Origin of the sequence: Kitasatospora sp. NPDC059803, assembly GCF_042732255.1 — a bacterium.
In the GTDB taxonomy this organism is placed as follows: domain Bacteria; phylum Actinomycetota; class Actinomycetes; order Streptomycetales; family Streptomycetaceae; genus Kitasatospora.
In genome coordinates this window covers 1-12665 of record NZ_JBHWIJ010000257.1, presented here as the reverse complement: position 1 = coordinate 12665, position 12665 = coordinate 1, and the positions used below count along the sequence as shown (strand labels likewise).

10 protein-coding genes are annotated in these 12665 nt (G+C 75.1%); 6 read left to right on the top strand and 4 right to left on the bottom strand.

Features of this window, described 5'->3' with window-relative positions; translation table 11 throughout:
- The coding region (locus ACFV6I_RS30610; protein ID WP_380428806.1) for a DUF6745 domain-containing protein at positions 1–983 on the top strand (983 nt) is incomplete at its 5' end.
- Between the two features lie 86 nt (positions 984–1069).
- Here ACFV6I_RS30610 and ACFV6I_RS30605 read toward each other — a convergent pair.
- Positions 1070–1522 (bottom strand): hypothetical protein, encoded by a 453-nt coding sequence (locus tag ACFV6I_RS30605; RefSeq protein WP_380428804.1) that lies wholly within the window; start codon positions 1520–1522, stop codon positions 1070–1072.
- A 53-nt stretch (positions 1523–1575) separates the two neighbouring features.
- Positions 1576–2358, bottom strand: coding sequence for a class I SAM-dependent methyltransferase (locus ACFV6I_RS30600; protein WP_380428802.1), 783 nt, complete (start codon positions 2356–2358; stop codon positions 1576–1578).
- Between the two features lie 307 nt (positions 2359–2665).
- On the opposite strand from ACFV6I_RS30600, the gene ACFV6I_RS30595 reads away from it, so the two are divergent.
- The gene (locus ACFV6I_RS30595) at positions 2666–3472 is read left to right on the top strand and encodes a methyltransferase domain-containing protein (RefSeq protein WP_380428800.1); all 807 of its coding nucleotides are present in this window, start codon (positions 2666–2668) and stop codon (positions 3470–3472) included.
- 68 nt (positions 3473–3540) lie between these two features.
- Here ACFV6I_RS30595 and ACFV6I_RS30590 read toward each other — a convergent pair whose 3' ends face one another.
- On the bottom strand, positions 3541–5142 hold the full coding sequence (locus tag ACFV6I_RS30590) for an ABC-F family ATP-binding cassette domain-containing protein (protein WP_380428798.1): 1602 nt from the start codon (positions 5140–5142) through the stop codon (positions 3541–3543).
- Between the two features lie 256 nt (positions 5143–5398).
- Between ACFV6I_RS30590 and ACFV6I_RS30585 the strand changes: the two genes are divergently transcribed.
- A complete protein-coding gene (locus tag ACFV6I_RS30585; protein WP_380428796.1) occupies positions 5399–6298 on the top strand; it encodes a RimK family alpha-L-glutamate ligase in 900 nt (299 codons plus the stop codon).
- 91 nt (positions 6299–6389) lie between these two features.
- On the opposite strand, the gene ACFV6I_RS30580 is transcribed toward ACFV6I_RS30585, so the two are convergent.
- Positions 6390–7727 carry an FAD-dependent monooxygenase gene (locus ACFV6I_RS30580; protein WP_380428794.1) on the bottom strand — a complete coding sequence of 446 codons (1338 nt, stop codon included), beginning with the start codon at positions 7725–7727 and terminating at the stop codon, positions 6390–6392.
- A 458-nt stretch (positions 7728–8185) separates the two neighbouring features.
- Between ACFV6I_RS30580 and ACFV6I_RS30575 the strand changes: the two genes are divergently transcribed.
- The 3 genes from ACFV6I_RS30575 to ACFV6I_RS30565 form a co-directional block, all read left to right on the top strand.
- Complete coding sequence (locus tag ACFV6I_RS30575) at positions 8186–9355, top strand: magnesium and cobalt transport protein CorA (RefSeq protein ID WP_063350723.1); 1170 nt, start codon at positions 8186–8188, stop codon at positions 9353–9355.
- A 490-nt stretch (positions 9356–9845) separates the two neighbouring features.
- On the top strand, positions 9846–10667 hold the full coding sequence (locus ACFV6I_RS30570; RefSeq protein WP_380428792.1) for an SDR family NAD(P)-dependent oxidoreductase: 822 nt from the start codon (positions 9846–9848) through the stop codon (positions 10665–10667).
- A 414-nt stretch (positions 10668–11081) separates the two neighbouring features.
- Positions 11082–12665, top strand: a 1584-nt coding sequence (locus tag ACFV6I_RS30565) for a hypothetical protein (protein WP_380428791.1), incomplete at its 3' end; no start/stop codon positions are given.

The following is a 12665-nucleotide window of genomic DNA, read 5'->3' as shown; positions in this document are numbered from 1 at the left end:
CCTACCGGGCGGCCGGGCTGCCCGAGCCCACGGCCGTCCGCTGGTTCGGCTCGCCGTTCGCCGCCGCCGAGGCGGCGCTGCAGCTGCGGGCCGCCGGCGCGGTGAGCGTACGCGAGGCCGTGCGCACCGGGCCCTGGGAACAGGCCCGGCGGCGGGCCGTCGAGGAGGTCGGCGCGGCCGGGTGGGCGGCGCACTGGGCACTCACCGGCGGCGAGCTCGGCCCGGTCACCACCCCGCTCGCCGACCGCATCCGCACGGCGGTCCTCGACCGGCTCGCCCCCGAGGCCGACCGGGAGGAGGCCTCGGACGACGCGGCCGCCGCCGCCCGCGCCCGGCGCACCACCGTCCGGCTCGCCCTGCTCGACGCCGTGCGCGGCCAGCACGACGCTCCCTGGTTCGCCGCCTTCGAGGCCGCCTCCGACGCGGCCGGGGGCAGCGCCGAGGCCGTCGCGCCGCTCGCCGGGGTGGCCCGCGAGGCCGGCTGGTGGTGGCCGTACCAGGACGTCGCGCTGGTCAGCGAGCGCCCCGTCGCGCTGCACCGTGACGAGGCCGGGCGGCTCGACCGGGCGGACGGCCCCGCCCTGGAGTACGCCGACGGCTTCGCCCTGCACGCCTGGCGCGGCATGCCCGTGCCCGCCGAGTTCCTGGCCGGGCTGGCCGACGTCACCGTCGAGCGGATCCGCACCGAGGAGAACGCCGAACTGCGCCGTGTCCTGCTGGAGCACTACGGCTACGAGCGCTACCTGGCCGACTCCGGTGCCGAGCCCATCCACCGCGACGAGACCGGGGTGCTCTGGCGGATCACCCTGCCCGACGACGAACCGGTGGTCATGGTCGAGGTCGTCAACTCGACCGCCGAGCCCGACGGCACCTTCCGCACCTACTGGCTGCGCGTCCCGCCGAGCACCCGCACCGCCCGCGCCGGGGTCGCCTGGACCTTCGGCATACCCGAGTCCGAGTACCACCCGCAGCGCGAGACCTGACCGGCCCGGACCCCCGGCGCAGGCCGCTGAGCCGCGCATCTCGGCCAGCCGATCTCGGGGCTGCCCTCGGCGGGGTGCGGGACAGGTCAGCGTGAGGTCGGTCCGACGTTGCGGACCCAGACGGGGAAGGGGGCCATGGCGTTGGGCGCGGTCTGGTCCGACGGGTTGGTCCCGGCTGGCTGTCGGCCGCTCAGGAAGCCCTCGACGACCGGAACGAGGTCGTCGGAGGGCAGGTAGGTGCCGCCGAACGGCAGTTCGTCGACGGCCACCGATCCGGTGGAGCAGCGGAGTTGATCGACCTGCTCGTCGTGCCACACGTAGAAGGTCGCCACCCCGGCGAAGCCCAGCGCGTGGATACGGTGCCGGATGGCCTGAGCGGTTCGTTCGAAGGCGGCGACCACCTCGGTCACGGACAAGGACTGCTTGTCCTCATCCTCCGCACTCAGGTACCAGGTGTTGGTCCGCCACTCGACCCGCCGGTCGCTCGGCTCCAGCACCAGTGGTTCGTCCGCTATTTCGGCGATCCATGTCAATAGCACCCCGGAATTGTCCCGGCCGGTGTGGATCGTGCAGTCGTCGGGGTCGGCCAGGGTCAGGGGGCGTGGGCGATGAGCACGGGTTGGAAGAAGCCCGTTCGGGCGGGCGGTTGCCAGTGGGAGGTGGTGAAGCCGGCCTCGGAGGCGAGGGCGGTGAGCTGGGACTGGGTGAGGGCCCAGTAGGTGGAGCGACGGATGTCGGTCTGCCATTGGCCGGTGGCATCGGGGGTGAGGTGGAAGAGCTCCAGGTCGTAGCGCTCGCCGTCCTCGTGCCAGTGCCAGAGCTGGAAGATGACGGACCGTCGGCCGTAGCGTTCGGTGGTCTGGGGCGGGGTGGCGGCCGGGCGGGAGCGGCGCAGGTCGTCGTAGGGGCGGATGGTGAGCAGGAGCAGGCCGCCGGGGCGCAGCACGCGGCGCATCTCGGTGAGGGCGGTGCGGACCTCCTCGGGGGTGAGTAGGTGGGGGAGCGCGTTGTCGGCGCAGACGACGACGTCGAACCGGGCGTCGGCGAAGGGGAGCCCGCGCATGTCGGCGGCCGCGGTGGGGAGACGGAGGCCCCGTAGGGCGGCTTCGGTGACGGCCCGGGCGGCGGCCGCCGGGCTGAGGTCGGTGCCGGTGACGCGGTGGCCGAGGGCGGCGAGGCCGAGGGCCTGGGTGCCGATGCCGCACGCGCAGTCCAGGACGTCGACCGGGCGATCGCCGAGGCCGGCGCGGATCAGGGCGTCGAGGCTGGCGCCCTGGCGGGCGACGGAGGCGTCCCAGTCGGGGTAGAGGAGGTGGTACCCGGCCGCGAACTCGTCGTAGAAGCGGCCGACGGGGGACTGCGGTGAGGAGGTCATGGCGTCGGGACTCCACGGTGGCGAGAGGGGTGAAGAGCGGGCACGACGGGCGTTGACGTGGGCGAGGTGGTAGACGGGGCCCTCGCCTGCTCGTTCGTCACGCCGTCATCCTCGCCCAGCCGTACCGGGGGCGGACAGCGGTTTTCCGAGGCCGGGGAACGATGGGGCGGCGGTTCGGAGCCGGTGACCGGGCTGATCACGGCAGGCGGTCTGCGCGTGGTCCGGGGAACCGCCCCTGCGGCACGAGGGGATGAAGCGGAGGGTGAAACAGTTCGCCGGGTGGGCGGGCCACCGGGATGATGCCGGTATGCGCACCTTCGAAGAGCTGATCGCCGAGGCCGAGGCGGTGTCCGTGGACGGCTGGGACTTCTCCTGGCTCGCCGGCCGCGCCACCGAGGAACGGCCGTCCTGGGGCTACCAGCGGCTGCTGGCCGAGCGGCTGGGCCGGGCCTCGGCAGCCTTGGACATTCAGACCGGCGGCGGCGAGGTGCTGGCCGGCGCAGCCCGGCTCGCCGCTGCGAAGCCCGTCGCAGGACAGCCCGCTCCCGCGCAGCGCGGAGCGCTTCCGGCCACCATGGCGGCCACCGAGTCCTGGCCGCCGAACGTCGCGCGCGCCACCGGCCTGCTGCACCCGCTGGGCGTGGTGGTGGTCGCGGACCCGGACGAGCCGCCGCTGCCGTTCGGCGACGGGGCCTTCGACCTGGTCACCAGCCGTCATCCGGTGAAGGCCTGGTGGTCGGAGATCGCCCGGGTGCTGCGGCCCGGCGGCGCCTACTGCGCCCAGCACGTGGGGCCGGCGTCCGGGTTCGAACTGGTCGAGTACTTCCTCGGCCCGCAGCCCGAGGCACGCCGGGCGCGCCGCCCGGAGGACGAGAGCGCCGCCGCGCGCGACGCCGGGCTGGAGGTGGTGGACCTGCGCTCCGAGCGGCTCCGGATGGAGTTCCTCGACATCGGCGCGGTGGTGTACTTCCTGCGCAAGGTGATCTGGATGGTCCCGGGCTTCACCGTGGCGGTCTACCGGGACCGGCTGCGTGAACTGGACGCCCTGATCCGGACGGAGGGGCCGTTCGTCGCCCACTCCGCGCGCTTCCTGATCGAGGCGCGCAAGCCGTAGGACGGCTCGGGCCCGGCCGCGCCCCGCCGGGGATACCGGAGGGGCGCGGCGGCGTCAGGCGGCGCCGCTCACGCCAGGGCGACCAGCTCCAGGTAGGAGTCGTGCCACAGGTCCTCGTCGCCGTCCGGGAGGAGCAGGACGCGGTCGGGCCGCAGGGCCTCGATGGCGCCCGGGTCGTGGGTGACCATCACGATCGCGCCCGGGTAGGTGCCGACCGCCGCCAGCACCTCCGCCCGGGAGGCCGGGTCGAGGTTGTTGGTGGGCTCGTCGAGCAGCAGGACGTTGGCGCCGGAGTGGACCAGGCCGGCCAGCGTCAGCCGGGTCTTCTCACCGCCCGAGAGGACCCCGGCCGACTTGTCGGCGTCGTCTCCGCGGAACAGGAACGCGCCGAGGACGTGCCGCAGTTCGCCGTCGCTCAGGTGCGGCGCGGCCTGGGCGAGGTTGTCGCGGACGCTGCGCGCCGGGTCGAGGGTGTCGTGCTCCTGCGCGAAGTAGCCGAGCCGCAGGCCCGGGCCGGGCACCACCCGGCCGGTGTCGGCGCTTTCGTGGCAGGCCAGGATGCGCAGCAGGGTGGTCTTGCCGGCACCGTTCAGGCCGAGCACGACCATCCGGCTGCCCCGGTCGACGGCCAGGTCGAGGCCGGTGAGCACCCGGCGGCCGGCGTAGGCCTTGGCGAGGCTGATCGCGCCGAGCGGCATCCGGCCGCAGGGGGCGGGTTCGGGCAGCCGGATCCGGGCCGTCCGTTCGGCCTGCCGGGCGGGTTCGAGGTCGGCGAGCATCCGGTCGGCGCGGCGGGCCATGCTGCGGGCGCTGGTGGCGGTGGCGACGTTGGCCCGCATCCGGTCGGCCTGGGCGTGCAGGGCGGCGGCCTTGCGTTCGGCGTTGGCCCGTTCCCGGGTGCGGCGGCGTTCGTCGGCGGCGCGCTGGTCGAGGTAGGCCCGCCAGCCGGTGTTGTGGACGTCGATCGCGGCGCGCTGCGGGTCGAGGTGGAAGACCCGGTTGACGGTGTCGGCGAGCAGGCCGAGGTCGTGGCTGATCAGGACCAGCCCGCCCTGGTGGGCCGCGAGGAAGCCGCGCAGCCAGGCGACGGAGTCGGCGTCGAGGTGGTTGGTGGGTTCGTCGAGCAGCAGGGTGCCGTGGTCGGCGAAGAGGATCCGGGCCAGCTCGACCCGGCGGCGCTGGCCGCCGGAGAGGGTGCCGACCGGGGTGTCCATGACCCGGGCGGGCAGTCCGAGGCCGGCCGCGACCCGGGCGGCCTCGGCCTCGGCCGCGTAGCCGCCCCGGGACTGGAACTCGGCCTCGGCGCGGGTGTAGGCGTCCATCGTCCGGCGCTGTTCGTGCGGTGCGTCGGCCTGCGCCATCGCCTCTTCGGCGGCGCGCAGCGCGTGGACGGCGGTGGCCAGGCCGCGGGCGGACAGGATGCGGTCGGTGACGGTGGCGGACGGGTCGGCGGCGCGGGAGTCCTGCGGGAGGTAGCCGACGGGGCCGGTGCGGGTGACCGTCCCGGCGGCGGGCGGCAGTTGTCCGGCGAGGGTGGCGAGCAGGGTGGTCTTGCCGGCGCCGTTGCGGCCGACCAGGCCGATCCGGTCGCCGGGGGCGATGTGGACGGTGATGTCGGACAGCAGGAGGCGGGCGCCGACGCGCAGGTCGACACCACGGGTGGTGATCATGGGATAACGCTCCGAAACAGCGAACGGACACACGGGTGGTGTGGAGGCGGGTCCGTCGGCTAGGAAATTCGGGGCGTAGACATGCGGCCCAGGGTAGCGGGGCGGGTGGAGCGTCCGCATCCGAATTGCCGGCGGGAGCGCACCGCGTCCGCGCGGGTTTCGGCCAGTGGGGCGGGTGTTGGCTCGTGGGGCCCCCTTGCCGGGGCGCGGGCCCCGCGCTTCCATGACCCGCATGGGTCGACGTGAGCTCGTTCTCTTGACTGATCACAGTTCGACCGAAGGAAGCCGCGACGTCCTCGCCGCCGCCGCCCGGGCCCTCACCGGCCGGGCGCCCGTGCTGCTCGACGCCCGGCACTTCATGACCGGCGGGGGCGGCCGGATCCGCCCCGACGACGGGGGCGGGCTGCGCCTGGAGGCGGACGGCCGCAGTGTGGCGGCCGACGCCGTCGTGATCTACGAGATCCCGCCGCACCGGCGGCGCGACTTCGCGCCCTTCCAGCGGCTGCTGGGCGCACACGGCGCCCGCTCGCTCGGCACCGATGTGCAGGCCTGGCGGGCGGCCACCGAGAAGGACCTCACGGTGGCCCGCTTCACCCGCGACGGCGTCGCGCACATGCCGACCGTCTCGCTGTCCCGGCCGAGCCTGCGGGCCGCCGCCGAGGCCTTCGACCGGCTCGGCGGCGACGTCTGGGCCCGGCCCTGCGTCGGGATGGGCGGCGACGACGTCTTCCACGTCACCACTCACGCCCAACTCGCCTCCGCCGCACGGCACTACGAGCACGACGGGGCGGACTGGCTGATCGCCCGGGATGCCCGCAACTTCACCCCGGACGGCCGCCGCCACCAGTACCGGGTGGTGGTGCTCGACGGCCGGGTGGTCCGGGTCGTCGAACACGTGCAGGCGGATCCGGACGCCCCCTGCAACGAGAGCCGCGGCGCCGTCTCCGCCCCGCTCGCCGCCGCCGAACTGCCCCGGGGCCTCGCGGACCTGGCGATCCGCGCGGTCGCCTGCCTCGGCCTGCCGCTGGCCGGTGTCGCCCTCGCCGCCGAGAGCGGCGGCGTGGTCTTCGAGGTCAACGTCCACCCGGCGTTCGGCCGCGGCGCCCTGGAGCAGGTCGCCGTGCCGTACGTGGCCGCGCACCTGGAGCCCGTCTGACGGTTCCGGCCGGGCGCGCGGCGGCCGGGCGCGCCCCGGGCCGGCAGCTGGCGAAGGAGGCCGGTCGGCGGCCGGGCACGTCCCTGGCCGGTCAGCTCCGCAGGATGGCGGCGAGGAGCGACGGGCGGAACAGCAGCGTCGGCGGGGCGACCAGCGACATCACCTCGTGGAAGGCGGCAGTGACCGACGGGTTGTGGGCGGCGCCGGCCAGCACCTTGTCGAGGAAGCGGTGCTGGAGCGCGAGCAGGGCGCCGGAGGGTCCGCCGGTGGTGGCGGCGAAGCGGACGTCCTCGGTGCAGGACATCACCCACGGGTTCTTGGAGACGGCCGCGATCGCGCGCCGGGCGTCCCGGGCCGTGGCGTGGCCGATGCCGCCGTGGCGCAGGGCGGTGCGGCGCAGCTCCCGGGCGCAGAACAGGGCGACGGTGACGCCCTGCCCGTACACCGGGTTGAAGGTGCTGGCGGCGTCGCCGACCACCACCAGGCCGTCCGGGGCGCTGCGTTCGTAGTGCCGCCGGATGCCGGGGCCGGGGACGAAGCCGCGCACCTCGCCGGCCGGCTCGGCCTGCTGGAGCGCCTCGCGGATGCTCGGGTCGCGCAGCCGGGCCAGTTGCTTGGTGAACCCGGCTTCGCCGGGCTCGGGTTCGGCGCCGCGCATGCCGGCGACGCTGACGATCCAGCGGTCGCCCTCGACCGGCAGCAGCACGCCCAGGTGGGGCGCGTCCGGGGCCTTGGTCTGCACGTAGATCGCCTTGTAGCCGATGTCGACGCCGGCCGGGCGGTGGAACAGCCGGGAGGAGTACGCGACGCCCGCGTCCACCCGCTCCTCGGGCACCGGCGGGTGGCCCAGCTCCGCCAGCCAGTCCGGCACCGAGGTCGTGCGGCCGGCCGCGTCCACCACCAACTCGGCCGGTATCTCCCGGACTTCGCTGCGTTCGGGCCCGCGGTCGCGGACCTTGACGCCGGTCACCGTGCGGGCCGACCCGAGCAGGCCGACCACGTCGGCGCCCTCCAGGAACTCGATCGAGGGCTCGGCGCGGACCCGGTCCAGCACCGCCTTGTCCAGCACCGGCCGGGTGCAGGAGAGGAAGGCGAGCTGCGCCGGGTACTGCGCCATCCACCCCGCCGAGCTGAGCCACTTCAGATCGCCAGAGACGGCGACCCTCGTCGCGCCCGCCTCCGTGAGCTCCTGGTTGATGCCGGGCATCATCTCCTCCAGCGCCCGGTGCCCGGCCTCCAGCACCAGGTGCGCGTGCCGGCCCTGCGGCACCCCGGCCCGGAACGTGGGCTCCGCCGGGTAGCGGTCCCGCTCCACCACCACGATCCGTTCGGCGAACCCGCGCAGGGCCCAGGCCGCCACCGTGCCGGCCAGCCCGCCGCCGATCACCACCGCCGTGCCCCGCCCGGGGGCCGTTTCCGAAGAAGTCATGACACGTAGCGTAGTCGGGCGGTGGCGGCCCCGTAATCGCATCGGCGGGACGAACGGGCAGGACACGGGCGGCCGTTGGTGCCCGAACGCGCCGGGCGCACGACCGGCCCGGAACACCGTCGCGCGGCGCCCCCGGGGGCGGGCGGTGGGAGGCACCCGGGAGCGGGTACTACACTCGGCGGGAGTTGTGCAGGCCCCCCTTCCGGTGCGCGGGCGCGCGGAGCCGAGGAGGTGAGAGCCGTGGAGTGCAGTAGTCCGGGTCGAAGTCGGCCCCGCCCCCGGTTGTCCCGCACCATTCGCGGCACCCGGCGTTCCTCCTCCCGTACGGCTCCCGCGCGGCGCTGACCTCGTCCTCGACGGGGTGCCGCCGGTCGCGCCGTGCGCGTGGTGGCCGGCCGGGCGCCTCCGGCCCGCCGTCCCCGGACGGCGACCGGGCACCCACCGTGGAGGTACCCGCCATGTCCGACTGGCGTGTGCGCGCCGTGCGCGCGAGCAAGCGTCCGTTCTCCCGCCCCGCCGGGGGCTCCGGACCCGCCGACGCGCAGCCGGCGCCGGAGCACTCGATGGATCCGCGGCCCGACCAGCCCGTCGAGCCGGTCACCCTGGAGCGTTCCGTGGTGGACGCGGCGGTCTACCGGGACGGGCGGCGGATCGACACACCGGCGAACCTCGCCGACATCTACCGCGAACTGCCCGACCGGCCCGGCGCGATGGCCTGGATCGGCCTGTACCGCCCCGCCGAGGCGCAGCTGCTGGAGGCGGCGGACCGGTTCAACCTGCACGAACTGGCCGTCGAGGACGCCATCGTCGCCCACCAGCGGCCGAAGCTGGAGCGCTACGGCGACACGCTGTTCGTGGTGCTGCGCGCCGCGCGCTACCTGGACGAGGCGGAGGAGGTCGACTTCGGCGAGATCCACCTCTTCGTGGGCCCCGACTTCGTGCTCACCGTCCGCCACTCGCAGGCACCGGACCTGTCCGCGGTGCGCCGCCGCCTGGAGACGGACCCGGACCTGCTCGCGCTCGGCCCGGAGGCGGTGCTGTACGCGGTGCTGGACGCCGTGGTGGACGGCTACGCGCCGGTGATCGCCGGGCTGCAGCACGACATCGACGAGATCGAGACGGAGGTGTTCGGCGGCGACCCGCAGGTCTCCCGGCGCATCTACGAGCTGTCCCGCGAGGTGATCGAGCTCCAACGGGCCACCCGGCCGCTGCTGGAGATCATGAAGAGCCTGGAGGCGGGCTTCGGCAAGTACGGCACCGACGACGAGCTGCAGCGCTACCTGCGCGACGTCGCCGACCACGCCACCTACGCCGCCGAGCGGGTGGACGGCTTCCGGCAGATGCTGCAGAACATCCTGACCGTGAACGCGACGCTGGTCTCGCAGCGGCAGAACGAGGAGATGAAGCAGCTCGCCGAGGCCGGGCACGTGCAGAACGACGAGATCAAGAAGATCTCCTCCTGGGCGGCGATCCTCTTCGCGCCGACGCTGATCGGCACCGTGTACGGGATGAACTTCGAGATCATGCCGGAGCTCAAGTGGGCGTTCGGCTACCCGTTCGCGGTCGGGCTGATGGCGCTGGTCTGCACCGGGTTGTACGTGGTCTTCAAGCGCCGCAACTGGCTCTGACGGCGGGCCGCGGCGGGGCGCGGCTGGTGCGGGGCGCGGCGCGGTCCGGCTCGGGCGCGGTGCTCGCGACCGGCTCCGCCGTGCCGCCGCAAGCCGGCGCGGCCCCGCGCAGGCAGCACTGACCGGCTGCCGCAACCGGCGCCGACCGCACGGCTGTTCGCCCGGCGTCAGGGATTCGTCAGGGCGGCGGTGCGGCGCTTGCCCCGGTCCGCGCCCGCCGGTTGGATGAGGAGCATGAACCGCCCGGCACGCCACCACGACCGCCCGCCGCATCCGCGGCCGCCGGTCCGCGTCGCCGCGGCCGCCATCGCCGTGCGCTGATCCGCGCCTCCCCGCCGGAGGGCACGGCACGTGCCGCGCCCCGCCCCGCCCCGTCGTCCGATCGGCGCGGGGTGCGGGCGGGCGCGCGAGTTCCGCATCTCATCAGGTCTTTTGAGCCCGCACCCCGGCCCGGACAGGGCCGGCGGTGCCCCGCACCCTGGGAACGGTCATGTCCGAATCCGTCCTGTCCGCTCGTACCGCCCTCGTCACCGGCGCCTCCTCCGGCATCGGCTGGGAGACCGCCCGGCTGCTCGCCGGGCTGGGTGCCACCGTGCTGGTGCACGCCCGGACCACCCCGGAGGCCGAGGCGGCCGTCGCCCGGCTGGTCGACGCCGGCGCCCGCCGGGACCAGCTCGTCGAGCTGGCCGCCGACTTCACCCACCTCTCGGAGGTCGCGGTGCTGGCCGGCACGGTCGTCAAGCACTACCCGGCGCTGGACCTGCTGGTCAACAACGCCGCCGCGCTGGCGCCCGAGCGCTGCACGCTGACCGACGACGGCAACGAGGTCTCGCTGCAGGTCAACTTCCTGGCCGCGCACCTGCTGGCCAGGCTGCTGCGGGCGCCGCTCTCGGCGTCCGGCGACGCCCGGATCGTCAACGTCTCGTCCTCGCTGCACCGGACGGCGTCGATGAACTGGTCGGACCCGCACCGGGTGAAGAGGTACTCGCGGGTGGCCGCGTACGCGCAGTCGCAGCTCGCGCTCACCATGGCGACCGCCGACATGGCCCCGGCCGGCTCCGGCATCACCGCCGTCAGCCTCAACCCGGGCCTGTGCGACACGGCGCTGCTGCCGCTGTACGGGCGGGCCGGCGCGCCGGCGGTGGAGGGCGCGGCGGCCGTCGTCCGGCTCTGCCTGCCGGACGTTGCGGTCGCCAACGGCGCCTACTACGACGGCGGTTCGGTGGCGCCGGTGGCGCAGGCCGCCCAGGAGGAGCGCTCGCTGAAGCGCCTGGTCAAGCTGGCGGACCAGTTGGTCGGCCAGGCCGCTTGAAGCCCTTCCCCGGAAGCGGAGAGCACACGATGTCCAAGCGCGCCCGCAAGAAGAGGGCCCGGCGGAAGAACACGGCGAACCGCGGCCGCCGGGCCGGGCAGGGCTGACCCGCCCACCACCGCAGCCCACCACCCATCGCCATCACCCATCACCACCACCCATCACCACTCACCACCGCCGATCACCGCCGCGAACCGCTGAGGGCCGCCGCGAACCGGCGGGCACCGCCGGGCGCCGGGGACGGTCGCTAAGGATGCGTCAAGAACGGCGCCCGGCGGCGTCAAGGAGCCGTCAGGGGGCGGCTTCCCGCAGGTGGCGCGGCACTAGCGTCGCCCGGCGGAGAGAAACGGTTCTGCTCCGGTTTCAGCAGGAAACCCCGGCGGACCGTGCAACGGGGGAGAGGAACGTGCGGCCATGACCACCTCGGCAGCGGGCACGACGGCCACCACGGGGGAGACGGCCCCGGGGACGGAACCCGATCCGGCGGGGGAACCGGCTCCAGCCCGGGCCCCAGCCCCGGCCACGGCCCCAGCCCCGGCCACGGCCGCCCCGACCCCCCGCCCGAGCCCCCTGGCCCGGCTCCGGCACGGCGCGCGGACGGTCGGCGGCCGCGCCTACTGGACCACCCCGCGCCTGGTCCGCGGCCTCACCGCGCTCAGCCTGGCCGCCCTGATCGGCCTCGGCGCGGCCGCCACCACCGTCCTCGGCGGGGCCCGCGACGGCACCGACACCATCGGCCACCGGGCCGCCCCGCAGGCCACCCGCGCCGCCGACCTCTACTTCGCGCTCAGCGACATGGACGCCCAGGCCGCCAACCTGCTGCTGGTCGGTGCCGACCCCGACTACACGACGCTGCGCAAGCAGACCCTCGACACCTACGAGCAGCGCCGCGCGCAGGCCGACGGCGACCTCCAACAGGCCGCCCAGGCCGCGGCCGCCGACCCGGCCGGCCAGCGCGCCGTCCAGCAGGTGCTCGGCCGGCTCGGCAGCTACGAGGCCCTGGTGGCCCGCGCCCAGCTGCTGGAGGAGCAGGCCAAAGCCCCGGCCGGCCAGCCCTCGCCCGCCGCCCTGGACGCCTACCGCCAGGCCACCGACCTGCTGCGCCAGCAACTGCTGCCCGCCGCCGACCAGGTCACCGCCGCCAACGAGGCCACCGTCGAGCAGGTCTACACCGAGCGCCGCGACGCCCTCGGCAGCGGCTGGTGGTGGCTGCTCGCGGTCGGCCTGCTCGCGCTCGCCGCGCTGCTCGGGCTCCAGCGCGTCCTGGCGGTGCGCTACCACCGCGTCGTCAACCCGGCGCTGGCCGCAGTCACGCTGCTCACCGCCGTCGTGCTGGCGATCGGCCTGCACCTGGTCAGCCGCGCCGACGACCACCTGGTGACCGCCAAGAGCAACGCCTACGACTCGGTGATCGCGCTCAGCCGCGCCCGTGCCGTCGCCTTCGACCTGAACGCCGACGAGAGCCGCTACCTCACCGACCCGTCCCGCGCGGCCGCCTACGAGCAGAGCTTCCTCGACAAGACCCAGGCGATCGCCCGCCTGGACGGCGCCAGCCTCGCCGACTACAACGCCCAGCTGGCGGCCGCCGCGGCCCGGCACCGCGCCGACCACACGGCCGTCCCCTTCGGCGGCTACCTCGGCACCGAACTGCACAACATCACCTTCCCCGGCGAGCAGGACGCCGCCGAGCGGGTGCTCGCCGCCTTCCAGCAGTACCAGCAGGACGACCGGAAGATCCGCGCGCTGCGCGACGAGGGCCGGCTGAAGGAGGCGGTGACGCTCAACACCGGCCTCTCCCAGGGGCAGTCCAACTACGACTTCGACCAGCTGAGCACGGCCATCGGGGACACCATCGCGGTCAACGCCAAGGCGATGGACTCGGCGGTCGCCGCGACCGACGGCGACCTCGACGGCGGCACGGCGGCCCTGGCCGCGGGCGCGCTGGCGGCGGCGCTCGCGCTCACCGCGCTGGGCGTCCGGCCGCGCCTGCGCGAGTAC